General features: G+C 61.6%; 28 protein-coding genes and 2 pseudogenes. 18 read left to right on the forward strand and 12 right to left on the reverse strand.

What is annotated here, in order from left to right:
- Positions 1-129 precede the first annotated feature (129 nt).
- From ACQY1K_RS13340 to ACQY1K_RS13350, 3 genes are all read left to right on the forward strand, one after another.
- Entirely contained in the window at positions 130-1407 is a 1278-nt protein-coding gene (locus ACQY1K_RS13340; protein WP_062460840.1) for an MFS transporter, read from the forward strand.
- A gap of 18 nt (positions 1408-1425) precedes the next feature.
- The gene (locus tag ACQY1K_RS13345; RefSeq protein ID WP_062460843.1) at positions 1426-1617 is read left to right on the forward strand and encodes a DUF1192 domain-containing protein; all 192 of its coding nucleotides are present in this window, start codon (positions 1426-1428) and stop codon (positions 1615-1617) included.
- Positions 1618-2058: 441 nt separating this feature from the next.
- Positions 2059-2571, forward strand: coding sequence for a DUF1465 family protein (locus ACQY1K_RS13350; RefSeq protein WP_062461855.1), 513 nt, complete (start codon positions 2059-2061; stop codon positions 2569-2571).
- A gap of 56 nt (positions 2572-2627) precedes the next feature.
- On the opposite strand, the gene ACQY1K_RS13355 is transcribed toward ACQY1K_RS13350, so the two are convergent.
- Positions 2628-3164 carry an AAA family ATPase gene (locus ACQY1K_RS13355; protein WP_430257580.1) on the reverse strand — a complete coding sequence of 179 codons (537 nt, stop codon included), beginning with the start codon at positions 3162-3164 and terminating at the stop codon, positions 2628-2630.
- A gap of 65 nt (positions 3165-3229) precedes the next feature.
- Complete coding sequence (gene rpmE / locus ACQY1K_RS13360; RefSeq protein WP_062460846.1) at positions 3230-3451, reverse strand: 50S ribosomal protein L31; 222 nt, start codon at positions 3449-3451, stop codon at positions 3230-3232.
- A gap of 188 nt (positions 3452-3639) precedes the next feature.
- Here rpmE and ACQY1K_RS13365 point away from each other — a divergent pair, with 188 nt between their 5' ends.
- A complete protein-coding gene (locus tag ACQY1K_RS13365) occupies positions 3640-5436 on the forward strand; it encodes an ABC transporter transmembrane domain-containing protein (RefSeq protein WP_430257581.1) in 1797 nt (598 codons plus the stop codon).
- Complete coding sequence (locus ACQY1K_RS13370; RefSeq protein ID WP_430257582.1) at positions 5436-6710, forward strand: glucoamylase family protein; 1275 nt, start codon at positions 5436-5438, stop codon at positions 6708-6710. Before ACQY1K_RS13365 ends, ACQY1K_RS13370 begins: the two co-directional genes overlap by 1 nt.
- On the opposite strand, the gene ACQY1K_RS13375 is transcribed toward ACQY1K_RS13370, so the two are convergent.
- The 4 genes from ACQY1K_RS13375 to ACQY1K_RS13390 all read right to left on the reverse strand — a co-directional run bounded on the left by ACQY1K_RS13375 (position 6711) and on the right by ACQY1K_RS13390 (position 9994).
- A complete protein-coding gene (locus ACQY1K_RS13375) occupies positions 6711-6932 on the reverse strand; it encodes a hypothetical protein (RefSeq protein ID WP_062460856.1) in 222 nt (73 codons plus the stop codon).
- A 1-nt stretch (position 6933) separates the two neighbouring features.
- Positions 6934-7965 (reverse strand): peptidoglycan -binding protein, encoded by a 1032-nt coding sequence (locus ACQY1K_RS13380; protein ID WP_062582385.1) that lies wholly within the window; start codon positions 7963-7965, stop codon positions 6934-6936.
- A gap of 3 nt (positions 7966-7968) precedes the next feature.
- Positions 7969-9039 carry a hypothetical protein gene (locus ACQY1K_RS13385; RefSeq protein ID WP_062460863.1) on the reverse strand — a complete coding sequence of 357 codons (1071 nt, stop codon included), beginning with the start codon at positions 9037-9039 and terminating at the stop codon, positions 7969-7971.
- A gap of 154 nt (positions 9040-9193) precedes the next feature.
- On the reverse strand, positions 9194-9994 hold the full coding sequence (locus ACQY1K_RS13390) for an inositol monophosphatase family protein (RefSeq protein WP_062461861.1): 801 nt from the start codon (positions 9992-9994) through the stop codon (positions 9194-9196).
- Positions 9995-10202: 208 nt separating this feature from the next.
- Between ACQY1K_RS13390 and ACQY1K_RS13395 the strand changes: the two genes are divergently transcribed.
- Complete coding sequence (locus ACQY1K_RS13395) at positions 10203-10559, forward strand: hypothetical protein (protein ID WP_062460866.1); 357 nt, start codon at positions 10203-10205, stop codon at positions 10557-10559.
- A 23-nt stretch (positions 10560-10582) separates the two neighbouring features.
- Here the strand turns inward: ACQY1K_RS13395 and ACQY1K_RS13400 are convergent, their stop codons facing one another.
- Both ACQY1K_RS13400 and ACQY1K_RS13405 read right to left on the reverse strand, forming a co-directional pair.
- Positions 10583-11710, reverse strand: a complete 1128-nt coding sequence (locus ACQY1K_RS13400) for a tetratricopeptide repeat protein (protein ID WP_062461864.1) — start codon at positions 11708-11710, stop codon at positions 10583-10585.
- 8 nt (positions 11711-11718) lie between these two features.
- Positions 11719-12372, reverse strand: coding sequence for a thiamine phosphate synthase (locus tag ACQY1K_RS13405; protein ID WP_062460869.1), 654 nt, complete (start codon positions 12370-12372; stop codon positions 11719-11721).
- Between the two features lie 136 nt (positions 12373-12508).
- Between ACQY1K_RS13405 and ACQY1K_RS13410 the strand changes: the two genes are divergently transcribed.
- Complete coding sequence (locus ACQY1K_RS13410; protein WP_113167687.1) at positions 12509-13294, forward strand: sulfite exporter TauE/SafE family protein; 786 nt, start codon at positions 12509-12511, stop codon at positions 13292-13294.
- 107 nt (positions 13295-13401) lie between these two features.
- Positions 13402-13659, forward strand: coding sequence for an ArsR/SmtB family transcription factor (locus tag ACQY1K_RS13415; RefSeq protein ID WP_062460875.1), 258 nt, complete (start codon positions 13402-13404; stop codon positions 13657-13659).
- A gap of 118 nt (positions 13660-13777) precedes the next feature.
- Here ACQY1K_RS13415 and ACQY1K_RS13420 read toward each other — a convergent pair whose 3' ends face one another.
- Positions 13778-13954: a YdcH family protein gene (locus ACQY1K_RS13420; protein WP_082471995.1), complete on the reverse strand. Its 177-nt coding sequence runs from the start codon at positions 13952-13954 to the stop codon at positions 13778-13780.
- 229 nt (positions 13955-14183) lie between these two features.
- Between ACQY1K_RS13420 and ACQY1K_RS13425 the strand changes: the two genes are divergently transcribed.
- The 6 genes from ACQY1K_RS13425 (at position 14184) to ACQY1K_RS13450 (ending at position 18066) form a co-directional block, all read left to right on the forward strand.
- On the forward strand, positions 14184-14387 hold the full coding sequence (locus ACQY1K_RS13425) for a YdcH family protein (RefSeq protein WP_062461867.1): 204 nt from the start codon (positions 14184-14186) through the stop codon (positions 14385-14387).
- Positions 14388-14408: 21 nt separating this feature from the next.
- Entirely contained in the window at positions 14409-14906 is a 498-nt protein-coding gene (gene purE, locus ACQY1K_RS13430; protein ID WP_062582383.1) for a 5-(carboxyamino)imidazole ribonucleotide mutase, read from the forward strand.
- 8 nt (positions 14907-14914) lie between these two features.
- Positions 14915-15988, forward strand: coding sequence for a 5-(carboxyamino)imidazole ribonucleotide synthase (locus ACQY1K_RS13435; RefSeq protein WP_430257583.1), 1074 nt, complete (start codon positions 14915-14917; stop codon positions 15986-15988).
- 144 nt (positions 15989-16132) lie between these two features.
- Positions 16133-16258 carry a type B 50S ribosomal protein L36 gene (ykgO, locus tag ACQY1K_RS13440; RefSeq protein ID WP_003497670.1) on the forward strand — a complete coding sequence of 42 codons (126 nt, stop codon included), beginning with the start codon at positions 16133-16135 and terminating at the stop codon, positions 16256-16258.
- Between the two features lie 107 nt (positions 16259-16365).
- Complete coding sequence (locus ACQY1K_RS13445) at positions 16366-17019, forward strand: tetratricopeptide repeat protein (RefSeq protein WP_430257584.1); 654 nt, start codon at positions 16366-16368, stop codon at positions 17017-17019.
- Between the two features lie 9 nt (positions 17020-17028).
- Positions 17029-18066 carry an alpha/beta fold hydrolase gene (locus ACQY1K_RS13450; protein ID WP_174196138.1) on the forward strand — a complete coding sequence of 346 codons (1038 nt, stop codon included), beginning with the start codon at positions 17029-17031 and terminating at the stop codon, positions 18064-18066.
- Between the two features lie 62 nt (positions 18067-18128).
- On the opposite strand, the gene pyk is transcribed toward ACQY1K_RS13450, so the two are convergent.
- Both pyk and ACQY1K_RS13460 read right to left on the reverse strand, forming a co-directional pair.
- A complete protein-coding gene (gene pyk / locus ACQY1K_RS13455; protein ID WP_062460890.1) occupies positions 18129-19568 on the reverse strand; it encodes a pyruvate kinase in 1440 nt (479 codons plus the stop codon).
- Positions 19568-19942, reverse strand: a pseudogene (locus tag ACQY1K_RS13460) (DUF1036 domain-containing protein); the annotation flags it as partial. The pseudogene ACQY1K_RS13460 and the gene pyk, both read right to left, overlap by 1 nt.
- Positions 19943-20232: 290 nt before the next feature.
- Here ACQY1K_RS13460 and ACQY1K_RS13465 point away from each other — a divergent pair.
- The 4 genes and pseudogenes from ACQY1K_RS13465 to ACQY1K_RS13480 form a co-directional block, all read left to right on the forward strand.
- On the forward strand, positions 20233-21030 hold the full coding sequence (locus ACQY1K_RS13465) for an N-formylglutamate amidohydrolase (RefSeq protein ID WP_246453970.1): 798 nt from the start codon (positions 20233-20235) through the stop codon (positions 21028-21030).
- 23 nt (positions 21031-21053) lie between these two features.
- Entirely contained in the window at positions 21054-21362 is a 309-nt protein-coding gene (locus tag ACQY1K_RS13470; RefSeq protein ID WP_113109767.1) for a DUF1244 domain-containing protein, read from the forward strand.
- Positions 21363-21459: 97 nt separating this feature from the next.
- Positions 21460-21732 (forward strand): DUF2312 domain-containing protein, encoded by a 273-nt coding sequence (locus ACQY1K_RS13475; protein WP_062460899.1) that lies wholly within the window; start codon positions 21460-21462, stop codon positions 21730-21732.
- A gap of 73 nt (positions 21733-21805) precedes the next feature.
- A pseudogene (locus ACQY1K_RS13480) lies at positions 21806-23095 on the forward strand (flavin monoamine oxidase family protein); the annotation flags it as partial.
- Here ACQY1K_RS13480 and ACQY1K_RS13485 read toward each other — a convergent pair.
- A complete protein-coding gene (locus tag ACQY1K_RS13485) occupies positions 23079-25022 on the reverse strand; it encodes a DUF882 domain-containing protein (RefSeq protein WP_430257585.1) in 1944 nt (647 codons plus the stop codon). The pseudogene ACQY1K_RS13480 and the gene ACQY1K_RS13485 overlap by 17 nt on opposite strands.
- Positions 25023-25163 lie beyond the last annotated feature (141 nt).

Below are 25163 nucleotides of genomic sequence, written 5' to 3' on the forward strand. Positions count from 1 at the left end.
ATCGGGGTCTGTTGCGTCATGATCTCTGATCTGCCTTACCTTCGTTAACGTCCTGTGCCGGTCTGCGCAACATCGCTCCGGCACGGCAGGGCGGATCACCGACCACGAAGAGAGCTGACAGTATAGACGATGAGCCGTAATCTCCTTCCCGTTCTCGCCCTCCTCACTGGTACGCTCTTTCTGTTCCTCGGCAATGGCCTGCAGGGTCTTTTGTTGCCGGTGCGCGGTTCGATCGAAGGCTACTCGAACGAGGTTCTCGGCCTGCTGGGCACAACCTGGGCCTCAGGCTTCGTCATCGGTTGCTTCGTGGCACCGAATGTCGTGCGCCGCATCGGGCACGTTCGGGCCTTCTCCGGCTTTCTGGCCCTGATCTGCCTCAACGTGCTTATGACCGGCCTGCTGGTCGATGACGTCGCGTGGCTCATCCTGCGGGCAATCACCGGCTTTTGCACTGCCGGTACGTCGATGATCATCGAAAGCTGGCTCAACGAACGTGCCACACCGGAAAACCGGGGCACGATCTTTTCCTTCTATATCTCCATCACCCTGTTCGGCGTTGTCGGTGGCCAGTTGATGGTGCCGTTTGCCGATGTGACGCTGCCGACGCTGTTCATGGTCTGCGGCATCCTCTACTCGATCGCCGCCCTGCCGACGACGCTGTCCAAGGCTGCGTCACCACAACCGCTGAAACGCGCGCGGCTGGATCTCAAGGGATTGTTTCGAAACTCGCCGATCTCCTGCGTAGGCATTCTCTTGGTCGGCATCGCCAACGGCGCCTATGGCACCCTCGGCGCCGTGTTCGCCACCAAGGTCGGCCTCGACAAGGGATCGGTCGCCGCAATGGTCTCGATCACCATCTTTGCCGGCGCGATCATGCAGTTTCCGGCGGGCCGGTTGTCGGACAGGCTGGATCGCCGTCATGTCCTTGCAGTCCTCTCCGGCGTCAGTGCGCTGGCAGGCCTTGCCGTTGTGCTGGTTGCGCCGACCAACGTCTACACGATCGTTATCCTCGTCGCGACCTATGGCGCCGCCGCAAATGCGCTCTACCCGATCGCCGTTGCCCATGCCAACGACTTCGCCCAGCCCGAGGACTTCGTAAAGGTCTCCGGCGGCCTGTTGCTTCTTTACGGCATCGGGACGATCATCGGCCCGACGCTCGGAGGTCCTGTCATGACCTGGGCCGGCCCGCACGCTCTGTTTGGCGTCACGGCTGTCGCCCATCTGATGATCACCGTCTATGCGATCGTCCGAAGCCGGCAGCGCGCACCCGTCCCTGCCGGCGAACGCGACGCCTACACGACGGTGACTGGAACCAACGGACCACTCGCGACACCCGAGGGCCTCTCGCTCGATCCGCGCGCAAGACCCAAGGATGCAGCCGCGCCTGAACAGCAGACGACGCCATAACGGCCAAGGAGCCTTGAAATGTCATTTCTCGACGACGACCGCCCGAAGAAACCCGCAGCCCACGAGATCGGCGCCGATCTCTCGCTGCTCTCTGCGGACGAACTGCAGACGCGCATCACCATCCTGCAGGAAGAGATCGCGAGACTGGAAGCAGAGAAGGCGAGGAAGGCTGAGGGTCGCAAGGCCGCTGACAGCTTTTTCCGGACCTGATCTGCCGGACTAAGAATAAACCGCAAAACCACGACCAATCTTAAGCAAACATTAATCATTAACAGAGAATATAGCGATGTTCGGTTCTGCCGGACTCAGACAGTTTCACCGCTCGGCGAATGGTCTGATTTCTCCCTGTTTTACCTTGAGAGCCGCTTTTGCGGCTCTTTTTTTTGGCTGTCAGTCCGTACAAGCTCACGCAGCCATCAAAAACCCGTTCCAAAGGCCATTTTCAGGGGACTTGCGCTTTCGCAAGATCTGTTTCATTTCAAGAAGATCGAGGGCGTTTACCGGTTCCTGTGGGTATTAACCTTTCATTAAGAAACGCCTTGCGGATTTCCAGTATAAGGATCATGTTCACTTCATTCAGCGGGCCAGATGGAACTTTTTGAGCCACTTCGCCATTGCCTGAGTAAGAAAGCATTAGCAGGAATGAATTCGATGTCCGAGCAGGGATTGAACACAGTGAGTTTTGCGGGCCGCGCCGCAAGCTCTGCCCAGTTCAAGTCACTATACTCCGAAGGCATGGCTCTTGTTGAAGAGACAGCAAGCTATCTGGACGGTCAGGGTCGTGCTGCATCCAAGGTTCTGCCGCGCATGGCCTCGGTTCTGTATGCAGCTGAATCCATGCGTCTGACGACTCGCCTGATGCAGATGGCATCGTGGCTTTTGCTTCAGCGTGCCGTCAACAACGGCGAGATGAGCCGCGATCAGGTGCTTTCGGAAAAGAGCAAGGTGCGTCTCGACGGCTTCAATGTCGATCGCAACGCTCCGGGCTGGCTCGATCTGCCGGAAAGCTTCCGTGATCTTGTCGAACGCTCGCTTCGTTTGCAGAACCGCGTCGCTCTTCTGGACCGCGAAATCTATCGCGCCCCGGAAGCCGTTGTCATCTCCGACAACGAAAACAGTGTCCGCGCCCAGCAGAACCTGCTTCACACCGCATTTGGTGGCTGAGATCTGAACGGCGACAGTCCAAAGGCAGGCATTGGCCTGCCTTTTTGCGTTTGGGACTATAGAGATAGCGACGCCAGATAGGCGTTGACACTGTCACGACAGTCAAGCCGGTGTTTCTGGCCCTCGAAGGCGCTGAACATCCGGTCATGCGCCTCGAATGAATTCCAGTTGTTGTGTCGGAAGCGATAGCCCGCCACCCAATGGAGTAGCTCTTCGAAGGACGCAACGCTTCCCCCACCCTGAAGACCGCGATGGCGAATGTTTTCGAGGCAGACGTCGTCGGCGATGTCGAGGAAGATCAGTGTCGTTGCCCGGGTGATGGCGAGACTGGCAAGCCGGCCATAGACGCCCTCGATCAGCCAGACATCCTGTGCTGCAATCCGGCAAACGTCGTCGTCAACGACCTGCCTGTCACGGGCGATGCCGTAACGCCCCGGCTCCCAGTGGACGTCGTCCAGATGAATCGGGTGATGGCCGAGCGCCGCCCCCATCCTTGTCGCAAGCCACGTCTTACCCGATCCGCCATTGCCGAAGATGAGCACGCGGCAGAGCGGAAGCGGCAGCTTGGACAGACAGTTGGCCTTCTCCTCCATGCCTTCTAGAAAAACAAAAAAGCCCGGCTTTCGCCAGGCTTCTTTTGTCAAAATGCAAAAAGCGATTAGAGGCCGAGACCGCCGAAACGCTTGTTGAACTTGGAAACGCGGCCACCGCGGTCCAGCATCTGCTGGTTGCCGCCGGTCCAGGCCGGGTGCGACGTCGGGTCGATTTCGAGGTTCATCGTGGCGCCTTCGGTGCCCCAGGTCGAGAACGTCTCGTATTCGGTACCGTCGGTCATGACGACCTTGATCTTGTGGTAGTCGGGATGGATGCCAGCCTTCATGTCGATATTCCTGCTCTGCGAGGTCCATTCGTCGCATTGCGCGAGCAAGAACCGTCTTTAATGAATGAAGCCGCAAACCGGCGCGGTCACGGCTTCCCAATTGGATGCGGAGCCTATACAGGAAGGGCGCCGCAAGTACAAGTCCCCGAAAGGCTGAGATTCCGCTGCCCGGGGGCCATGGAGACGACATGGCCGAAAGCCGAGAAAATCAGAAGAAAAACCGCAGTCTCAAGCCGCTTTCCCGACTGCTCCCCTATCTTTCCCGCTATCGAGCCATGGTCGCCGGCGCGACTTTTTTTCTCGTCCTTGCCGCCTGCACCACACTAGCGCTGCCGCTGGCTGTCCGCCGCATGGTGGATCATGGATTCGCATCCTCCGACGGACATTTCATCAACAACTATTTTGTCATGCTGTTCGTTCTGGCGGTCCTTCTCGCGATCGCAAGCGGCATGCGCTACTATTATGTCATCACCATCGGCGAGCGCGTGGTGGCGGATCTTCGCCGCGAGGTCTTTTCGCATGTGACGCGGCTGTCCGCTTCCTTCTTCGACGTCAACCAGTCCGGCGAGATCGTCTCGCGACTGACCGCCGATACGACCCAGATCAAGTCCGCCTTTGGTTCTGCCGCATCGCAGGCCCTGCGCAACACCATCCTCTGTCTCGGAGCGATGGGCATGATGGTCTATACGAGCCCCAAACTCTCGGCTCTGGCACTCGGCGCCATCCCGCTGATCGTCTTTCCGCTCGTCGGCTTCGGCCGCTCGGTGCGCCGCCGGTCGCGCGCCGCCCAGGACATGCTGGCCGCGACCGCCGCCTATGCAGCCGAAACGATCGGCGCCACACGCACCGTTCAAGCCTTCACCGGCGAGGCTGTCGCCACCTCGCGCTACAGCGACACGGTCGAGAATGCCTTTGAGGCCGCCCGCAAGTCGATCCGCGCCCGCGCGCTTCTGACCGGCTTCGGCATCGTGCTGATCTTCGGCTCGATCGTCGGCGTCCTCTGGTACGGCGCCCAGAGCGTGCTTGCCGGCACGATGACACCGGGCACGCTCGGCCAGTTCGTGCTCTATTCGGTGATTGCGGCAAGCTCGCTCGGCACACTGTCGGAAGTCTGGGGCGAACTGTCGTCTGCAGGCGGCGCCGCCGAACGGCTGTCCGAACTGCTGGATGAAGTGTCCGCCGTGCGTGACCCGGAACACCCGAAAGCGCTCCCCTCACCCCCGCTCGGTGATGTCGCGTTCGACAGCGTCTCGTTCGCCTATCCGGCACGCGTCAGCGCCATCACGCTCAATGCGCTTTCCCTGCATGTGGCACCGGGAGAAACTGTCGCCATCGTCGGTCCTTCCGGTGCCGGCAAGAGCACGATCTTTTCGCTGCTGCTGCGCTTCTACGATCCCACAGCCGGATCGATCCGCCTCGACGGCGTCGACCTCCGCCATGCGACCCTTGAAGACATCCGCTCACGGCTTGCGATCGTACCGCAGGACGTGACGATCTTTGCAGCCTCCATCCACGACAACATCGCCTTCGGCGTCCCGAACGCGACCCGCGAGGCCGTGCGTGCAGCAGCGATCGCTGCCCAGGCAGACGAATTCATCGCGAAGCTCGACAACGGCTATGACACGCTCGCCGGCGAACGCGGCATCACCCTGTCCGGCGGCCAGCGCCAGCGGATCGCCATCGCCCGCGCCATCCTGAAGGATGCTCCGGTCCTGCTGCTCGACGAAGCCACCTCGGCGCTCGATGCGGAAAGCGAAACACTGGTGCAGAAGGCGCTCGACGGTCTCATGCGCAACCGCACCACGCTCGTCATCGCCCATCGCCTTGCGACGGTGTTGAAAGCTGACCGGATCCTGGTCCTGGAAAACGGTCGCGTCGTCGAGGAAGGCACGCACCAGAGCCTGGTGGCGGCTGGCGGTCTCTATGCCAAGCTCGCCCGGCTGCAATCCCATGATCTCGAGCAAACTTCCGTCAGCGCGATCTGATGGACGCGACCCCCATCATCTCCGCAGATCTGGATAGTCTGCTCGATGACGTTCAGCAGCGCACCTTCCGGTATTTCTGGGATGGTGCTCATGCGCAGAGCGGCCTCCCCTATGACAAATGCCTTCTCGACGGCACACCCGGCATCGATGCGATCTCGATCAGCGGAACGGGCTTTGGTCTGATGGCAATTCTGGTTGCCTGCGAGCGCGGCTGGATCACCAGCGACGAGGCGCTGGTTCGCATCACCACGATTGTCGAGAGCCTCGAACTGGCACCGCGCTACCACGGCGCGTTCTCTCACTTCATCAATCCCGCTACCAGCGCAATGATCCCGTTTTCGGCGCTGGATGATGGGGGCGACATCGTCGAAACGACGCTTCTCCTTCAGGGCCTGATCTGCGCCCGGGAATATTTCGCGGCAGAGACCATTTCCGAAAAATCGCTGCGCACCGCGATCACCCGGCTGTTCGACGAGGTCGAGTGGACCTGGTACACCCGCGGCAAGACCGACGGCCCGATCTACTGGCACTGGAGCCCGATCAACGAGTGGGCGATGAACCTGCCGATCACCGGCTGGAACGAGGCGCTTTCAACCTATGTCTTTGCCGCCGGCTCGGACACGTTTCCGATCGATCCGCAGAACTATCACTGCGGATGGGCACGCAACGGCGCCATGAAGAACGGCGAGGAATATTTCGGCATACAGCTGCCGCTGGGCGAACCCATGGGCGGGCCGCTGTTCCTGTCGCAATATACCTTCTGTGCGCTCAATCCACGCGGCCTGTCCGATCGCTACGCCGATTACTGGCGCCAGGCGGTCGCGCATTCACGGATCAACCGCGCCTATTGCCTGACCGTGCCGGAATATGCCGCAGCCGGCGTCTGGGGCCTGACGGCATCGGAAGCCCAGGCCGGCTACGCCGCCAATTCGCCGCTGGTCGATTTCGGCGCGATTGCACCGTCTGCAGCACTGTCGAGCTTTCCCTTCGTTCCCGGCCATGCGGAAGAAGCCTTGCGCGCCCTCCTTGCCTATGAGAACGGACGGCTGGTCAACCGCTTCGGCTTCGCCGACGCCTTCGCGCCGAAGACCGGCTGGGTCGCATCGACCTACATCGCTATCGACCAGGGTCCGATCGTCGCGATGATCGAGAACCACCGCTCGGGTCTGTTGTGGAAACTGTTCATGGCCGCTCCGGAAGTTCGCCGCGGCCTCGACCGGCTGGGATTCCGCTATCCGGCCACTCCGCTCGAGCACAAAAACGCCGGCACCTGATCACTTCGCGCGTTTGAACGTCCATTTGACGACATGATCGCCATTGCGCTTGATCTTGGTCTTCATCTTCAGCTGGACCGATTGCTCGCCGAACGCAGCCTGCGCCTCCTCGAAAGCACGGCGCGCCTGCGCCATCGCCTCGTGATAGGCGGTATTGTCGCGGCGAGGCGTATCTGCCACCGCCTTGGCGATCGCGTCGATGTCGGGTTTGCTGTAGGTCATGTCAGCGTTCGGTAAGCTTCAGTTCGATGCGGCGGTTCTGGTTTCTGGCATCCGGCGTATCGCCAGCCGCGATCGGCTGGAACTCGCCAAAGCCCGCGGCCACCAGCCGGTTGGCCGGCACGCCCTTCGAGATCAGATACTTGACCACGGACGTCGCGCGCGCAGACGAAAGCTCCCAGTTGTCGCGGTAGCGTCCGGTGCCGGAAAGCGGCGCATTGTCCGTATGCCCATCGACCCGCAGCACCCAGTTGATCTCGGCCGGAATTTCCTTGGCGAGATCGAGAAGTGCGGCGGCAAGCTTGTCCATCTCCACGAGACCGGCCGCATCGAGTTCGTTGCCGCCGATCGGGAAGAGAACTTCCGACTGGAACACGAACCGATCGCCGACGATGCGGATGTTTTCGCGATCGGAGAGAATCTCACGCAGACGGCCGAAGAAGTCGGAGCGGTAGCGATTGAGCTCCTGTACGCGGGCAGCAAGCGCCACGTTGAGGCGACGACCAAGATCCGAAATCTGCGCCTGCGAGTTGGCGTCCTTCGTTTCCGACGCCTGCAGCGCCTGTTCGACGGCGGCGATCTGGGCCCGCAGCGCCGCGATCTGCTGGTTGAGAAGCTCGATCTGGCTCATCGCCCGGGCGCTGACCTGCCGCTCGTTGGAGAGTTCACCCGTCAGAGTGGTCACCCGGGAATTGGCCGCGTCGCTTGCACCACTGCCCTGGTTGAGAAGCTGCTGCAGCCGCGACCGGTCGCTTTCAGCAACCGCCAGCGACGATTGCAGGTTGGCGAGCTGGTCTTCGATATCCTGATTGTTGCCCTTTTCCAGCGCCAGAAGCTCTGTCAGTTCCGCGATCTGGCTGTTCAGCCGGTTCAGAACCTCGTCGCGACCGGAAATCTCGCGGGTGAGCAGAAACTGCGCCAGCACGAACACCGTCAGCAGGAACATGATCGCCATCAAAAGCGTGGTCAGCGCGTCGACGAAGCCCGGCCAGTAGTCCACGCCGTGCTGGCGGCGACGGTTCTTGCCCAGCGCCATGGTCTACTTGCTCCCGATCTTGTCGGACTGACCGATCTTGTCGGAGAGCCGGTCCAGCGTGCGCCGCAGGGCCTTCGATTCTTCCTGCTGCGCCTCGATCCAGTCGCGCAGCATCTGCTGCTCGTTGCGCATGTTCTTGACCAGCCCCTGAATGCCTTCGGCAAGGTTTGCCATGGCAGCAAGCGACTTCTCGTTCTGCTGGACATCACCGCTGCCGGTTCTGCCCTGAGCCGCCGCAATCTTGCGCAGCTCGTCGGCGAGCGTCTTGAATTCGCCGGAAGAGCCAGCTGAAAGCCCTGCCGCCGCAACCGGCGCGTCCGATCCCGTATCGGTCACCGATGACAGCCAGTTTTCGAGTTCCGTATAGAAGCGGTTCTGCGCACGTCCTGCCTGGAGATCGAGGAAGCCGAGGATCAGCGAGCCTGACAGACCAAGCAACGACGACGAAAACGCCGTGCCCATGCCGGCAAGCGGCTGCGCAAGACCGGTCTTGATCGCCGACAGAATGTCGTTGGAGCCGCCGGCGCCCGGGTCGAGCGCGCCGATGACGTCGCTGATCGAGCCGATCGTGCCGATCAGTCCCCAGAACGTGCCGAGCAGGCCGAGAAACACCAGGAGCCCGATCAGATAACGAGACGTGTCGCGCGATTCGTCGAGGCGGGTACCGATCGAATCGAGAATGGAGCGCAGCGTTGCGGTCGAAAGCGCCGTCTTGCGGCGACCACCGATCAGCGAGCGCATCGGCGCCAGAAGTTTCGGCTCGCGGCCCACCTTGTCGACGGTGCCGGCAGCGCGGAACGAGTTGAACCAGCGCACTTCCGGAATGAGGCCGATGACCTGCAGGAAAACCAGGACGATACCGATCAACAGGACGCCGAGGATCAGACCGTTCAGACCCGGATTGGTCTGGAACGCTTGTGCGGCCTGGCGGTACAGGATCGAGCAGACAAAACCGACGATGATCAGGAAGATCAGCATCGTCCAGAGGAAGGAAGCCGGGTTGGAAAGCTTTTCGGTAAAACGGCGGCGGTTAGCTTCAGTTTCGTCCAGATCGTCCACTGTCGCATTCGCCATAATAAGCCTCGCCTCTGGGTCGCGTCGCGCGGAGGCTAGAGCAAAATTGCGACGAATTGAAGTGTCGCCACGGTGCAAAGACCGGGACAAGCCGAAGTTTTTTCCTCGCCATTTCAAATGACAAGCAGCACTCCGGCCGTCACCGCATCAGCAATCAGCGCGACGGAACCGGACGATTGGAAACTTCCAGCAGCGCCTTCTGGATCAGCTCGTTGCCGGCAACAATGCTCTTGGTGCCGAACATGTCGGTCGAGCCCTTGATGTCGCTGACAAAGCCGCCCGCTTCGCGGATAAGGACGAGGCCGGCAGCAATGTCCCACGGCGAAAGACCAATTTCCCAGTGACCGTCGAAGCGACCGGCAGCGACATAGGCAAGATCAAGCGACGCAGCGCCAAGGCGACGAACGCCCGCCACTTCGCCCATCACATGGCGCAGTTCGACCAGGAACTTGCCGTGATCGCCGCGGCCGAGATGCGGCACGCCGCAACCAACCACGCAATCGGACAGGACCCGGCGTGCGGCAACGCGAATGCGACGGTCGTTCAGGAACGCGCCGCCGCCCTTTTCTGCCGTATAGAGTTCGTCGGTGCCCGGGTTGAAGATCACGCCGGCGACGATTTCGCCATTGCGCTCCAGCGCGATCGACACCGCGAACTGCGGAATGCCGTGCAGGAAGTTGGTCGTGCCGTCGAGCGGATCGACGATCCAGCGATGGGCGCCGTCCGTGCCCTTCTCCTCCTGGCTTTCCTCACCGAGGAAGCCGTAGGTCGGGCGCGCCTTCATCAGCTCGTCATGGACGATCTTTTCCGCCTTGAGATCCGCCTGGGTCACGAAATCGCCCGGTCCCTTGACCGAAACCTGCAGGTTCTGAACTTCGCCGAAATCCCTGGAGAGCGACTTGCCAGCCTTGAGGGCGGCCTGAACCATGACATTGAGAAGGGCTGAGCGGGCCATGCGGGAAATCCTGATCGTATGGTCCCGAACATGCATCAGCCGGGACGTGTCTGTGGCGAATTGTCTTGATTGGCCGGTTCAAGACCACAAAACCAAGGGAAATTCAAGTCGAAGCCGACAAAGCCCGCGTGAACGGACAAAATGCGACATTGCCCGCCTGCCTGCGATCTGCCAGAACGCCGGCTATCGAGATTTTAGGAGTATCACCGTGAAGATCGCATTGCCATTCGGCATCAGCCTCGGACTTGTGGGCGTGATGACCATGCTGTCGCTGGGTCTGATCTCGGCGCTGCCGGCCGATACCCAGTTGCCGATCCACTTCACCCTGACCGGCACACCGACCAGCACGGCACCGGCCATGATCGCGCTGCTGCTTCTGCCGGCCTGCGCGCTCTTCGTGACAGCCATGTTCGCACTTGGCCCCCGCATGGGCGGCCGTATCAAGGCCTCGCCGGGCATCTACCTGATCGTCTGGCTGGTAACGCTGCTGATCCTGGCGCTTGCCCACGGCTTTATCATCCGCCACGCCCTGTTCACGCTGGCGGCGATGAAGGCAACCGCCTGACCACTCGAACTACTGGCGGTTGACTACTGGCGGCGGAAGCGGTTCGCCGCGTCGATCGCCTGGCGCTGCTGCTCGTCGTTGATGCCGAGGTAGAAATCCTCAAGCGCCGCATCCTGCAACCCGGCACGCCTTGAAAGCACATACCACTTGGCGGCCTCGACCGGGTTCGGTCGTGTCCCCAGCGCCTCGATATAGAGATGCGACAGCTTGTTCTGGGCAACCACATTGCCGCGATGGGCCGCAATCCGCAGCCATTCGAAGCCCTTGTCGTAGTTGCGTTCGCCGCCGACTCCGTTGACGAACCAGATGCCCATGTCGAGCTGCGCCGTGTCGAACCCGGCCTTCGCCGCGCGCTCCAGCCAACGGCGAGCCTCGGCCTTCTTCTCCTCGGGCACGCCCTTCATGTTCACGTAGAGCTGGGCCACCGCATATTGCGCATCCGCCACGCCCTGCTTTGCCGCCCGCTCGTAGAAGGGCAACGCCAGCTTGAAACCTTTGTCGCCCGGATTGTCCGACACCAGGATCTGGCCCCAGTTGAACTGCGCCGATGAATTGCCGGCTTCCGCCGCCTTGCGCATATAGTCGTCGGCCTTCTTCTTGTCGGCGGGCACGTAACGGCCGCTCATCAAAAGAAGCGAATACTGGAACATGGCGGCAGGATCGCCGCGCTCGGCAGCCTGCCCGTACCAGAAGGCCGCGGTCTTTGCGTCGCGGTTGATGCCGAGCCCCTTGCTCATCATTTCGGCGACAAGCGTCTGCGACGCCGCATCGCCGGCCGACGCACGCTTCAGTGCGACATCGAGCGCCTTGACGTACAAGCCGCGCTGGAACGCACCATAGGCCTCGTCGATCGGGCCCGTATAGGGCTTCTCCGGCGGCAGTGGCGGCAAGGTCACGCCCATGCGCTGATAGAGTTCGACACCGGCGGACGGCACGATGCCATCGGGCTGTGCACCGCGTTCGACGCCCATTGCATCCGGCGCGACCGGTCTCGTCACCACTTGACGCGACTGCGCCGCCGTCGGCCCCTCCTGCTCCACCGCACCGGGTTGCTGCACCTGCGCAATTGCCGGATGCGGCAAGACGGCCGACGCGGAAAGGCTGGCGGCAAGCATCAGGACGGTGGATGAGGCGCGACGAATCGATGGCATGGAGACCATCAAGCCTCAAACCGTGGCGCTTTTTCGTCCAGATCGGCGTTGACCAGTCGAACTGCTTCCTGCGGTCCTTCGGGATGATCGAAGACAGCCAGTCTCAAAGCCACAAATTCCGCTCCGTTTTCGGCAACCTCGAGCGCCGAGGAAATGTCCGTGCCGCCCATGGCGATGCAGGGAATTTCCACCATCGAAGCCCACCATTCCGCAAGCGCGACGTTCTTCGGATGCGCCTCCGGCTTGATGTCGCCATCGAGCTTGCCGAAGAAAATATAGTCGGGGCGGCGCTCGCCCACTTCGAGCGCCGTGTGACGCTCGGATGCACCACCGGCGCCGACGATCATCTTCGGGCTGAATTTCTCGATCGTTTCTTCCAGCTCTTCCATCGAACCGGCCATATGCAGGCCATCTGCCTTGACGCGACCTGCGACGCGGCTGTCTCCGGCGATCAGCGCTGCGGCACCCGCGGCCTGGATCATCGGCACCATGAGTTCGGCGCGGTCCTGGAACGCGGTATCGTCTTCATCGTATTGCGGCAGGATCACCGAGGCGACATCGCCGCCCGCAAGCGCCTTCTCCAGTCGGTCCGCCTGCGCTTTCGCATCCGCATCCTGCGGCACGATCAGCACCAGACGGCAACGCTCTTCCTGTTTCTTCATGTTTCTTCCCATGCAGCGAACCGCAACCCGGCGATCCGCACTCGTTTTCTCTTGAATGATTCGATAGACCGGAAGGATTGCGCAATCAACCGCTCATCCCATCTGCCCGCCTCAACGGTGCAAGCCTGAAGTGCCCATGCCAGACATATTTTCCTCCGATACGCTCAGCCTCGCCTTCTTTGCAGCAGCGGTGCCCGCCGTGATGCTGGTCGGGCTTTCCAAGGGCGGCATTGGCGGCGCGATCGGCCTGATGGGCATGCCGCTGATGTCGCTTGCCGTCGACCCGGTCAAAGCGGCGGCGATCTTCCTGCCGATCCTGATCCTGATGGATATCGTGGCGCTTTGGTCCTGGCGCCATTTCAACGACAGAAAAACCCTGCTGATGATCCTGCCGGGCGGTGTCATCGGCATCGCGCTCGGCTGGGCAACATCGGCCTATGTCTCCGACGACGCATTGCGGATCGTCATTGCGGCAGCAACGATCTTCTTCGCCCTCCGCTACTTCTGGCAGGTCTACGGCCCGGCTAAGAACCGTCCGGCCGCCGCACTGCCGCATCGTCCGGCGGCCGCCACGTTCTGGGGCGCGCTGTCGGGCTATGCCAGTTTCGTGGCGCATGCCGGCGGCCCGCCCTTCCAGATCTACGTTCTGCCGATGAAGCTGGATCCTAAGAAATACACCGGGGCCAGCATCCGCTTCTTCGCCATCGTCAACGCCGTCAAGATCATCCCCTATTTCCTTCTCGGCGCATTGGGGGCCGAAAACCTGACGATCTCGGCGACATTGCTGCCGGCAGCCCTGGTCTCGACCATGCTCGGTGCCGCGATCGTCAAGCATCTGAAGTCGGAAGTGTTCTATCCGATGACCTACGCGCTCGCTCTCGTTGCCGGCGTAAAGCTACTGTGGGACGGCCTGCCGATCTGACCGGTCCATCCAAACATCATAAAAAACCCAATTACAATAAGGCCTTCCGCCGGTCGCGAGACACGAAAACGGTTGATGCTTCGTCAAGTTATGCTTAGCTTCAAACTATGACACTCGATCCGTTTTCAGCCATTGCCGATCCGAACCGGCGCCATCTCCTCGAAGAGCTGAGACGCGCGCCGAAAACCGTGAATGAACTTGCACAAGGACTGCCGATCAGCAGGCCGGCCGTCTCGCAGCATCTGAAAGCACTGCTGGACAGCGATCTCGTGACTGTCACACCAGAGGGAACGCGGCGCATCTATGCCGTGAACGGCAGCGGCTTCACCCGGCTCAACCTGTGGCTCGACCAGTTCTGGACGTGAATTCTGGCCGCGACTGTGACGTTACGACCAGAACTATTGCTTTTAGTCTTGGAATTTATCGTGCCGCTGTGGGCACCCTCTCACGAATGTACGTGAGGCGCGTGGCGCTTTTGATCGCCTAATGACGGGTGTCGGTCTTTAACCGCTCCACCTCGTCTTTGATGCGCAGCTTGCGGCGCTTGAGCTCTGCGATCTCACGATCGTCGGCGGATGGAGATGCGAGAACGGACTGGAGTTCCTCTTCGAGGTCGCCGTGCTTCTTTTCAAGCGATGCGATATGCGCCTGGACGGTCATGTGGCATGTTCCTTCCTTAGGTACCTGCCTTGGCACTCCTCTGAGCCAAGGCTTCAGGTTTGCAACAGAAGTGTGACACGGTTGGTCCGCTTTGTCGAAGGAGAAATCATGGTCTCTCAGCGGCAAATTCGTGGCGTCGGCTAACTTCCAGTTAACGCGGTTTGATGGTAGGAGCTTGCGGATGAAGCCGGGGTTTGCAAAAAGCCGGCGTAAAGAATGGGGACTGAGCATGCGTGATCAGGAACAGGCGGATAACCGGCTGGTACTCGCGAAACTTCGCCAGGAACACGAAGATTACGACGCCGCGATCAATGCCATGATCAAGGTCGGCTGTGAGGCTCTTCGCATCCAGCGCATGAAGAAGAAGAAGCTGGCCATCAAGGACCGGATGACCCAGATCGAAGACCAGATCATTCCCGACATCATCGCTTGAGTTCACCTTAAAGGGCCTGGAATGTCAGAAAGACCCGCAGTCGCCATCATCATGGGCAGCCAGTCCGACTGGGAGACCATGAAGAACGCCGCCGACACGCTTGATACGCTCGACATCGGTTACGAAGCACGGATCGTCTCGGCACACCGCACGCCGGACCGGATGTACGAATTCGCTAAGAGCGCCCGCGACGAGGGCTTCAAGGTCATCATCGCCGGTGCCGGCGGCGCTGCCCACCTGCCGGGCATGACAGCGGCCCTGACGCCGCTTCCGGTGTTCGGCGTGCCCGTCCAGTCAAAGACCATGAGCGGAACCGACAGCCTTTACTCGATCGTGCAGATGCCCGCCGGCATCCCCGTCGGCACGCTGGCCATCGGCCGAGCCGGCGCGATCAATGCCGCCCTTCTTGCTGCAGCGGTGCTTGCCCTTTCCGACGATGACCTTGCCGACCGACTCGACGCCTATCGCGCGCACCACACCGCATCGGTCGCCGAATATCCCATCGACGAAGCACCCTGAGAAACATCATGACGATCCGCACCATCGGCATAATCGGCGGCGGCCAGCTCGGCCGCATGCTGGCGATCGCTGCCGCACGCCTGAACTACCTCATCATCATCCTTGAGCCGCAGGCCGACTGCCCGGCCGCCCAGGTCGCGAACGAACAGATCACGGCGGCCTACGACGACAGGACGGCGCTGGCCGATCTCGCCAGCCGCTGCGACGTCGTGACCTACGAATTTGAAAACGTACCGGTCGAGGCAGCCGAGTTCCTGCAGCAGTCGGTTCCGGTCTACCCGCCGGCCAAGGCCCTGGAAGTGGCGCAGGACAGGATTGTTGAAAAGCAGTTCCTCAACGGCTGCGGCATCGAGACCGCAAGGTTTCACGCGGTCGACAGCCAGTCCGATCTCGAAGCGGCACTTGCAGACTTCGGCGGCAAGGGTGTCTTGAAGACCCGCCGCATGGGCTACGACGGCAAGGGCCAGCGCGTGTTCCGCTCCAGCGACGACAAGGCCGATGGCGCCTATGCGGACCTCGGCTCGGTGCCGATGGTTCTCGAAAGCTTCGTGCCCTTCGATCGCGAAATCTCGATCATCGCCGCGCGCGCCAAGGACGGCACGGTCTCCTGCTACGATCCGGCCGAGAACATCCACCGCAACGGCATCCTTCATACCTCCACCCTGCCCGCGACCATTCCAGACACGACCGCGCAGACCGCGCGCAGTGCCGCCGAAAAGCTCCTCGCTGCCCTCGACTATGTCGGCGTGATCGGCATGGAATTCTTTGTGATGGCCGATGGCACCCTGATTGCCAACGAGATCGCACCGCGGGTGCACAATTCCGGTCATTGGACAGAGGCTGCCTGCGTGGTCTCGCAGTTCGAGCAGCATATCCGCGCGGTGGCCGGCGCAAGCCTCGGCGATCCGCGCCGTCATTCCGATTGCGTGATGACCAACCTGATCGGCGACGACATCCTCGACGTGCCCGGCTGGCTCGCGAGGACCGACGTGCTGGTCCACCTCTACGGCAAGACGGAATCCCGCCCGGGCCGAAAAATGGGCCATGTCACGGAGCTGAAGGGGCGGAAAACCCGGTCATAAAGTGCGTCACAAGGTTGACACGCATCCAGCCACGGGTTATCTGCACGCCAACCTGAGCGCGCCCCTCGTCGACAGATAGGCGGCACGCTTTCGATTGATAGAGACAAGCGGCTCTTTGAGCCCACAGACTTCTGGACCAGTACAATGAAGATCAAGAACTCGCTCAAGGCGCTGAAGGCTCGTCATCGCGATAACCGTCTGGTTCGCCGCAAGGGCCGCGTTTACATCATCAACAAGCAGAACCCGCGCTTCAAGGCCCGCCAGGGCTGATTTGCGCTGATATCGACGGGTTGTCCGGGCACGCCTGAGACGATCAAATTGTTGGCAGCGTGAAATTTCGGGTTTGACCTTCGGCGCATGCGGATTACTTTATCCGCATGCGCTATTTTCGTTCAAGCTTCGTGATCCTTTCTGTGTGTGTTGCGGTGCCTGCCTTTGCGCAGACCCTGCCCCAGCCCATGCCGCCATCCCAACCGATGCCGCCCGCTTCGCCGCTGGAAAGTCCGGCGCAGGGAGGTCCGCAGGCAGCACCAAATGCCGGCCAGCCTCTCAACGCCAGGGTCGACCCGCTATTTGCGGCGCTGAAACGTGAGCGCAATCCGGAAAAGGCGCGCGGAATCGCCACGCAGATCGCCATGAACATGGGTGAGTCGGACAGTCCCACAGTCAATCTTCTGATGGGCTGGGCGGCCACGGCCGCCAAGGAAAAGCGCAACGCCGCCGCCCTCGACTTCCTCGACCGCGTCACTCTCATCGATCCCGCCTATGTCGAAGGCTGGAACCGCCGCGCCACAATGCATTACGCGATGGGCGACCAGCGCAAGGCGATGGCCGATATTGCCGAAGTGCTGAAGCGTGAGCCTCGCCATTTCGGCGCGCTGGCCGGTCTTGCCGGAATCCTCACCGAAGCCGGACGGGACAGCCAGGCGCTGAATGCGTGGGAGCGTTATCTCGACATCTACCCCGCCGATCGCGAGGCGCAGGAGGCTGTGACCAAGCTATCCGAAAAGATCGCCGGCAACCGAACCTGATGGGCCGCCATGGGGATTGTACCTCTTATCTTGTCTCTCATCGCATTCGGCTTCGGCTTCACGGCCTGGAAGGCGAAAGCGATCGAGGCCAACCTGCCGAACGACGGTGAACTCACCGATCTCGGCGATATCCGTATCAACGCCCTTCATGTCGCAGCACCAGCCGAGGGCGACCTTCCCCCGATCGTCTTCATCCACGGCGCCAGCGGCAATCTGAAGGACCAGGAAGCAGCGTTCCGCAGACCGCTAGAAGGGCGCGCCGAAATGCTGTTCGTCGACCGTCCCGGTCACGGCTATTCCGAGCGTGGCGGCGAAGAGAACGGCTTTCCGGATGGCCAGGCCGAAACGATCGCTCGCCTCATGGATCGCTACGGCATCGAGAAGGCGATCATCGTCGGCCATTCCTTCGGGGGTGCGATCGCCACATCCTTCGCGCTCTACCATCCGGAAAAGACGGCAGGCCTGCTTCTTCTCGCGCCCGCCACCCATCCCTGGCCGGGCGGCGTCGACTGGTACTACAATCTCGCAGCCCGCCCTTATCTCGGACGCCTGTTTACCCGCTTCCTGGCGCTGCCTGCCGGGCTGGTGCTGATGGAGAAGGCAACCCATGCCGTCTTCCATCCCAACCCCCGTCCGGACCGCTACCTCGACGGCGGCGCCACCGCACTGGTGTTGCGGCCTGAGAACTTCCGCAACAACGCGATCGACGTCGCCAATCTCAACGACTACGTCACCAGGGTCGCACCGCGCTACAGCGAGATCACCGCACCGACGCTGATCATCAACGGCGACAGCGACAAGATCGTCTCGATGGATATCCATGCGAAGGCGCTGACGGCCGCCGTCGCCGGCGCCGAACTGGTCGTCATCCGCGGCCTCGGCCACAAGCCGGATTACCTCGCGACCGATCTCGCCATCGCCGGGATCGAGAAGCTTGCGGGTCACCACCGCGACCTGCAGTCCGTTGCCCGCAGGGTCGAGGCGCGACTGGCGAAAGTGGTCGACGAGCCGATGCCGGACATGGATTTCTCGATCGAAAAGACCTGAAACGACAACGGCCGCCGGATCACTCCGACGGCCGTTTTCATTTCACGCTGTTGATAGCGGGTTTAAACCCCACTCTGCCCATCTGCACCGATATAGGCGATGCGCAGCATGTTGGTGGCGCCAGGTGTGCCCAGTGGCACGCCGGCCGAGATGATGATCCGGTCGCCCGGCTTACCAAAACCTTCGGAGGCGACGATGCGGCAGGCGTTGTTGACCATGTCGTCGAGGTCAGTCGCGTCGTGGGTGACGACGCAGTGCATGCCCCAGCCGATCGACAGTCGACGCGCGGTCTTGACGCTCGGCGACAGTGCCAGGATCGGAACGTTCGGACGCTCGCGCGAGGCGCGAAGGCCTGTTGTGCCCGACGATGTGTAGGTGACGATCACGGCGAGCCGCAGCGTCTCTGCAATCTGGCGGGCAGCAAGCGAGATCGCATCGGCACCGGTTGCTTCCGGTGTGGCGCGCTGCGCGTAGATGATGCTTGGATAAAGCGGATCATCTTCCACCTTGCGGGCAATCGACGCCATCATCGAAACGGCTTCGACCGGATACTGACCGGACGCCGATTCGGCCGACAGCATGATCGCATCGGCACCTTCGAACACGGCGATCGAGACGTCGGAAACTTCGGCGCGGGTCGGAACCGGCGCGCTGATCATCGATTCCAGCATCTGGGTCGCGACCACGACCGGCTTGCCGGCACGGCGACATGCGCGTGTCAGCTGCTTCTGGATGCCGGGGACCGCCTCGATCGGCATTTCGACGCCAAGATCGCCACGGGCCACCATGACGGCGTCGGAGAGATCGATGATCTCATCGATCCGCTCAAGCGCCTGCGGCTTTTCGATCTTCGACATGATGCCGACGCGGCCGCGGGCAATCTTGCGAACTTCTGCGAGATCTTCCGGCCGCTGAACAAAGGACAAAGCGACCCAGTCGACATCGTCGGTCTCAAGCACGGCGTCGAGATCGGCTCGGTCCTTGTCGGTGAGCACGCCAACGGCGAGCAGCGTATCGGGAAGGCTCACACCCTTGCGGTCGGAAATGCCGGTGCCGGCCACGACGGTGCAGGTGATCGACGTGCCGTCAACCTTTTCGGCCCTGAGCGCCAGCTTGCCGTCATCGATCAGCAGGCGATCGCCGACCTTCACCGATTCGAGAATTTCCGGATGCGGCAGGAACACACGGTTCTCGTCACCGGGAGCCTCGTTATTGTCGAGTGTAAACGTCTGGCCTGGGACCAGCGTCACCTTGGTATCGGCAAACTTGCCAACGCGCAGTTTCGGACCCTGTAGGTCGGCGAGGATGCCGATCGGGCGACCGGATTTCTTTTCCACCGAGCGAATACGCTCGATCAGCGTCCGCATCATCTCATGGCTCGAATGGCTCATGTTGATGCGGAAAAGATCCGCGCCTGCCTCGTGCAGCTTGGCAATCATCTCCTCGTCGGAGGATGCCGGGCCGAGTGTGGCAAGGATCTTAACTTTGCGGTATCGCCTCATCAATTCTGGCCTTCCTGGGATCCGGACGTGTCTGAAAGCTGGACCATCCAGCTGCCCTGACGGCCCGTGTCATATTCCTTGAAACCCATGCGCTGGAAGCCACGGGTGAAGCAGTCGTCGACGCCGACGACCTTGAACTCGTTCTCGGCGACGCACATGTTGACGCCGCCGGTCCAGCGGCCGCCGCGGGCCGCGTCCTCGGCATAGAGATAATAATAGCGGGACTGCAGCTCGCCCTCGATCAGCGTCGCGCAGGTTGATGCGGGTACCTGCCACCAGCCTTCGGTGTTCCAGCCATCCTTGGCACGGTAGCCGATCGCCACGCCGACGAGGTTCTGGGTTCCGTTGCAGACGCGGAAATCCGCAAGTGCCGGAGACGCCATCAACAGCGGCGCACTGACGCAGAGCGCGGATGCCACGGCAGGCACAGAAAACAGGGCGGAAAGATATGTTCTAAGGGATTTTTTCGACACGGTTTCCGTCAGGACTCCATGGTTATTCGTGATGCACTTTCTCGCGCGGCAGGGTTTGAAAGTCAACGCAATCTAATCGATTATATTCTGAACGCCCGCCGGGGGCCGCTTGCCTTGTCCGCGGCGACCATGGCAGGAAACGGCCGAGATATCACCGGGACAGGCTGCGCAAAACAATGGTACAAGCCCCGATGGACACAGACGACTTCCAACCGTTCGAAATCATAGACGGCGATTATGACGGCGGGATGGTTCTTCTCGCCGACCACGCGATGAACCGCCTGCCCGCCCGCTACGGCGATCTTGGCCTGCCAGAAGACGCATTCCGGCGCCACATCGCCTTCGATATCGGCATCGAGGGATTGACCCGCCGGCTGGCCGACATTCTGAACGTGCCGGCCGTGCTCGGTTGCTTTTCCCGCCTGCTGATCGATCCGAACCGCGGCGAAGATGATCCGACGCTGATCATGAAGATCTCCGACGGCGCCATCGTTTCCGGCAACCACCCGATCACCCAGGAAGAATGGGATTTCAGGCTTACCACCTACCACCGGCCCTATCACCGCGCCGTCGAACAGACGATTTCAAGGGCCAGCGCGTCCGGCCGGGCACCGCTTGTTCTGTCGCTGCATTCCTTCACGCCGTTCTGGCGCGAAACGCCGCGGCCCTGGCATGCGGGCGTACTGTGGGATACCGACGATCGGGTCGTGGTGCCGCTGATCGAGCAGCTTCGCCTTCCCGGCGATATCGTCGTCGGCGACAACGAACCCTATGACGGCGCACTCAGGGGCGACACCATGTACCGGCACTGCATGATCCCGGGCATTCCCCACACCCTGCTGGAAGTGCGCCAGGACCTGATCGGCGACGAGCAAGGCATCGAGGACTGGGCACAAAGACTGGCGCCGATCTTCACGACGCTCAATGCAGACCCCACATTGCACGAGTACAAAATCTTTCCGTCGCGCACCGGCCCCTACCCCGCGTGAGCGTTCAGACAAAGGAGGTCACGATGACCGAACTTTCCAAGGAACAGCAGACCGAGCTCGAGGCTGCAGCCTTCCGTCGCCTCGTGTCACATCTGCGCGAGCGGACCGACGTTCAGAACATAGATCTGATGAACATGGCCGGCTTCTGCCGAAACTGCCTGTCCAACTGGTACAAGGACGCAGCCGACGAGGCAGGCCTTGCGCTCACGAAGGATGCATCCCGCGAGATCGTCTATGGCATGCCCTACGAGGACTGGAAAAATCTGCACCAGGGAGAATCCACAGGCGCTCAAAAAGCCGCATTCGAGGGCAACAAGCCGACCCATGGCTGACGCCCACGGACAAGGCCCGCGTATTTGGGCCTTGACCTTGCCGCCGCTTTTCGGCAGGTGACAGCCAATCAACACAGATCAAGATCAGGAGGCCCCGATGTCTGATGCTCATGGCGTCGCCCGCGACCAGCTCCGCGCATTTATCGAGCGTATCGAGCGACTGGAAGAAGAGAAGAAGACCATCGCCGACGACATCAAGGATGTCTATGGCGAGGCAAAGGGCATGGGCTACGATACCAAGATCATGAAAAAGGTCATCGCCCTTCGCAAGAAGGACGATCAGGAGCGGATGGAAGAGGACCTCATCCTCGACACCTATCTGGCCGCCCTCGGCATGATCGAAAGCCCGGCCGAACAGGACGCCGCTTAAACAATTTCGAAGACGACAAGGAACCCGCCGGCCACGGCGGGTTTTTTCATGGGCGCAAGCATCGCATCTTCCTCAGAGACGCTCGGAATCGGTCATGGATTATGATGTCATCGTCGTCGGCGCCGGCTTTACGGGTCTGACTGCTGCAACGCAGCTGATGAAAGCGGGCGTGAACGTTGTTCTGCTCGAAGCGCAGGAGCGCGTCGGCGGCCGCGTCGAGGCGCAGGTTTTTGAGGATGGCACGGCCGTCGATGCAGGCGGACAGTTCTTTTGCCGCGACATGCCGGAAGTGGTCTCATTGGCAAGAGAGTTCGGCAGGACCTTTGTGAAGACCTATGCCGAGGGCGACACCACATACCTTCCCGAAGTCCCCCGCGGGCGGGCAGAAGCGATCTGGAACGGCGTCGATGCACTGCGCGAGACGATGATCGCGAGCGATCTTTCCGATCCGGCGCTCAGAACGCTGACGGCTTACGACTGGGCGCAGAGACAGCCGGTCGAGGACGATATACGGCAGGGGTTTTTGCGCATGGTGACCGGCCTCTGGTGCCGCGCGCCGGAGGAGATTGCCTTCACCTATCTCGCGGCAAATGACAGACGCATCACCAACACCACGTCCGAGCTCGAGCTGTTTCTCGCCGGAACGATGCATGCGCTGGCCGACGATCTGGCGGCAACTCTCGGCGATCGGCTAAGGCTTGGCATGCCTGTCACTGAGCTTGCCATTTCCGGTGACGGCGTCACGTTGATGACCGGCACGGGAAAAATGACGGCCGCGCAGGTCGTGCTCGCCGTGCCGCCCATCATGGCGCGCCGCCTGTCCTACGCCCCAGCACTCCCGCCGCATCTGACAAGAGCACTGGATGCGTGGATCCCCGGCATGGTCATCAAGCTCAACATCCGCTTTGAGCGACCCTTCTGGCGAGACCGGGATCTCAGCGGCATGACCATGTGGAATGATCCGCAAGGCCTGTTTGCCTGCGACGCCAGTCGCGACGGTTACGCCGGACTGATCGTCTTCGTTAGCGGACCTTTGGCGGCGACGTGGCACGACAAGCCCGCCCGTGAGCTTGAAACGTTCGTGATTGAGAAACTGGCGGAGGCGTTGGGCGACGAGGCCAGACACAGTCTGGACATTCGCATGCGTGACTGGGTCGACGACCGCTGGAGCGACGGCGCCTATAGTGACGTGATCACCAGTCTCGACGCCACCGACGCGGAAGCGACCCTGACAACCGGCATGCCGCCGGTACATTTCGCATCGTCGGAACTGTCGCCGTCTTTCCCGGGCTATGTCGAGGGGGCAATCGTCGCCGGCAAACAGGTGGCGGCCAAAGTCCTGAAACTCAGTCCTGGCCGCTGAACCGGTTGGGATCGATGGCGACGGCAGCACTCACAGGCTTGAAGCCGCTGCTGGTGTAACCGGCCGAATAATCACGATCGAGCGTCCGGCTGACCACGCGAGGCGCCTTCATCGAAACCGGGTTCTGACCTTCGGCGCGATTGTTGTTCACCGCCCATTTCGCCACCATGTCACCGGTCAAGCCGTTCTTGCCAGCTTTGGCCTGCCCCTGTGCAGTCGCAGGCTTGCCAGCGCGGCCGCTCTTGGCGGTGCCGTAGCTCGGCATGGTACCCAGCGACGCCGTTGCAGGACGCGGCGCGTCAAACCCGTCGCCGAACTGCATCTGCTTGGCGGACGGCTGGATCACCTTGGGCGAAAGAGCCGCCATCTGGCGCTGCGCAGGCGCGGCCATCGGCACCGGTGCCGACACGGCGACGGCCTGGGCTGGCGCTCTTGCAGGAGCCGCCTGCGGTGCAGGAACAACAGGCGCTTCGACGCTTCGCGACAGCGCTGCCACCAGTTCCGGCGTAAGGCTCTGCTGATCGCTCTGCGGGCGCGATGCAACGAGCGGCGCTGAGGGAGCACCCGGGCGGTGGATCGGAACTGGCACGGAGCCAAGGTTTTCGAATGGCGCCGGCTCTATGGAGGCAGTCAAGACGCTGGTTTCCGAATCACCCTTCAGCCCGCGAGGACCAAGGAGGGTCGGAACCGGAATGGCGTAACCGGACAGATCGGCGAAATTTTCAGCCCGCTGCACATCGGCTGCAGCAGCCGTCTGCATGGCAAGCGCGTCCTGCGCGGCATTGCGGGTCGGCTGATAGAGCGCCGTGGCAAGCCCACCCGGACCCGCGGTGCTGGAGTCAGAACGGAAGGCCGGCCGTGACAGCGGCACAGGCGCTGCAATCGCCGGCTCGACCGGCTCAGCAGCAGCAACGAGTGTCGGCGCAGTCGGCGTCGGGGCAGTTGGCGTCGGCGCAACCCGTGCAGTCGCGACCGGTGCCTCTTCGCCATCGTCGGCAGCCGGAGCGGAACGCGGTGCTCCACGGCTGGCGACCATTGGTGCCTTCATGTCTTCGTTGTCTTCGACCTCGTCGGCACCACCGCCGCCAAACAGTGCGGCAAGGAACCCGCGACGCTTGGGTGCTTCGCCGCGGATCGAGCCGCCGGCTGTGCTGGCGATCGCAATTGAATCAGAACCAACGCGCTTCTTGTAATCGGCGAGAGCGACCTCGTAGCCCGGCAACGGATTGCCGTCAGCCGGAAGATGCAGCGTGTTGCCCTTCGGGAAGATCTGAACCAGTTCCTTGCGGGTCATGCGCGGCCAGGCACGAACGCCGCCAACATCGAGATGCACGAAAGGGGAACCGGAAGTCGGGTAGAAGCCGACGCCGCCCACCTGCATCTGCATGGCGAGCGCCCGCAGGGTCGAGAGCTTCACGCCCGGAATGTAAAAGTCCATCGCCTTGCCGAGCATGTGCTGGCTGTTCTTCGCGACGCCCGTCTTGCGCGAGCGACCGCGCAGCATGCCGTTTGTGGTCGGCGAACGGAAAGCGGAGACGATGTGGATGGAATCGGTGGCGCCGGAGCGCTGGTAGACTTCCCAAACCAGGTCGAACAGGCGCGGATCCATCTTCGTCGGCTGGTTCTGGCGCCAGTCGCGGAGGAACTGGTTGAGCTGTGCCAGACCGCGCGGATCGAATCGGCCATTGCGCTTGTAGGTGATGGTGGCCTTCTCGCCGGTGTGGACGAAATAGAGCTTCAGGCTGCGGGTATCGCCAGCGGCCTCTGCCTCGTGCACCGAAGCTGGAAGAATCGTAAATGCGATTGCAGCAAGGGTCGACGCCACGACGAAACGCTTGGCGATCCGCTTGAAGATCGACGATCTGATCCCTGCAAGACGACCAGATCCGGCGCCAACGCGCGCCGCACGGTCATCGTCAGAGCGCACACCCGAAGGCGTTTTCTGAACTTTGAAATACGGCAAAGCGTTCCCCGTCCTGTCGACAACTACCCTCGTCGTCTCATCTGACTGCTAAATGCGGTGACAGCATGGCAAATGTGTCACACAAGCACAAGCACCTCTCGTATA

The sequence above is a fragment of the Neorhizobium sp. IRS_2294 genome (genome assembly GCF_050500145.1).
In the GTDB taxonomy this organism is placed as follows: Bacteria; Pseudomonadota; Alphaproteobacteria; order Rhizobiales; family Rhizobiaceae; genus Neorhizobium; species Neorhizobium soli.

Bases quoted from the DNA above. Each gene is read 5' to 3' on its own strand.
- ACQY1K_RS13340 (WP_062460840.1), top strand. From the start codon at position 130: ATGAGCCGTAATCTCCTTCCCGTTCTCGCCCTCCTCACTGGTACGCTC.
- ACQY1K_RS13345 (WP_062460843.1), top strand. From the start codon at position 1,426: ATGTCATTTCTCGACGACGACCGCCCGAAGAAACCCGCAGCCCACGAG.
- ACQY1K_RS13350 (WP_062461855.1), top strand. From the start codon at position 2,059: ATGTCCGAGCAGGGATTGAACACAGTGAGTTTTGCGGGCCGCGCCGCA.
- ACQY1K_RS13355 (WP_430257580.1), bottom strand. From the start codon at position 3,164: ATGGAGGAGAAGGCCAACTGTCTGTCCAAGCTGCCGCTTCCGCTCTGC.
- rpmE (WP_062460846.1), bottom strand. From the start codon at position 3,451: ATGAAGGCTGGCATCCATCCCGACTACCACAAGATCAAGGTCGTCATG.
- ACQY1K_RS13365 (WP_430257581.1), top strand. From the start codon at position 3,640: ATGGCCGAAAGCCGAGAAAATCAGAAGAAAAACCGCAGTCTCAAGCCG.
- ACQY1K_RS13370 (WP_430257582.1), top strand. From the start codon at position 5,436: ATGGACGCGACCCCCATCATCTCCGCAGATCTGGATAGTCTGCTCGAT.
- ACQY1K_RS13375 (WP_062460856.1), bottom strand. From the start codon at position 6,932: ATGACCTACAGCAAACCCGACATCGACGCGATCGCCAAGGCGGTGGCA.
- ACQY1K_RS13380 (WP_062582385.1), bottom strand. From the start codon at position 7,965: ATGGCGCTGGGCAAGAACCGTCGCCGCCAGCACGGCGTGGACTACTGG.
- ACQY1K_RS13385 (WP_062460863.1), bottom strand. From the start codon at position 9,039: ATGGCGAATGCGACAGTGGACGATCTGGACGAAACTGAAGCTAACCGC.
- ACQY1K_RS13390 (WP_062461861.1), bottom strand. From the start codon at position 9,994: ATGGCCCGCTCAGCCCTTCTCAATGTCATGGTTCAGGCCGCCCTCAAG.
- ACQY1K_RS13400 (WP_062461864.1), bottom strand. From the start codon at position 11,710: ATGCCATCGATTCGTCGCGCCTCATCCACCGTCCTGATGCTTGCCGCC.
- ACQY1K_RS13405 (WP_062460869.1), bottom strand. From the start codon at position 12,372: ATGAAGAAACAGGAAGAGCGTTGCCGTCTGGTGCTGATCGTGCCGCAG.
- ACQY1K_RS13410 (WP_113167687.1), top strand. From the start codon at position 12,509: ATGCCAGACATATTTTCCTCCGATACGCTCAGCCTCGCCTTCTTTGCA.
- ACQY1K_RS13415 (WP_062460875.1), top strand. From the start codon at position 13,402: ATGACACTCGATCCGTTTTCAGCCATTGCCGATCCGAACCGGCGCCAT.
- ACQY1K_RS13420 (WP_082471995.1), bottom strand. From the start codon at position 13,954: ATGACCGTCCAGGCGCATATCGCATCGCTTGAAAAGAAGCACGGCGAC.
- ACQY1K_RS13425 (WP_062461867.1), top strand. From the start codon at position 14,184: ATGCGTGATCAGGAACAGGCGGATAACCGGCTGGTACTCGCGAAACTT.
- purE (WP_062582383.1), top strand. From the start codon at position 14,409: ATGTCAGAAAGACCCGCAGTCGCCATCATCATGGGCAGCCAGTCCGAC.
- ACQY1K_RS13435 (WP_430257583.1), top strand. From the start codon at position 14,915: ATGACGATCCGCACCATCGGCATAATCGGCGGCGGCCAGCTCGGCCGC.
- ykgO (WP_003497670.1), top strand. From the start codon at position 16,133: ATGAAGATCAAGAACTCGCTCAAGGCGCTGAAGGCTCGTCATCGCGAT.
- ACQY1K_RS13445 (WP_430257584.1), top strand. From the start codon at position 16,366: ATGCGCTATTTTCGTTCAAGCTTCGTGATCCTTTCTGTGTGTGTTGCG.
- ACQY1K_RS13450 (WP_174196138.1), top strand. From the start codon at position 17,029: ATGGGGATTGTACCTCTTATCTTGTCTCTCATCGCATTCGGCTTCGGC.
- pyk (WP_062460890.1), bottom strand. From the start codon at position 19,568: ATGAGGCGATACCGCAAAGTTAAGATCCTTGCCACACTCGGCCCGGCA.
- ACQY1K_RS13465 (WP_246453970.1), top strand. From the start codon at position 20,233: ATGGACACAGACGACTTCCAACCGTTCGAAATCATAGACGGCGATTAT.
- ACQY1K_RS13470 (WP_113109767.1), top strand. From the start codon at position 21,054: ATGACCGAACTTTCCAAGGAACAGCAGACCGAGCTCGAGGCTGCAGCC.
- ACQY1K_RS13475 (WP_062460899.1), top strand. From the start codon at position 21,460: ATGTCTGATGCTCATGGCGTCGCCCGCGACCAGCTCCGCGCATTTATC.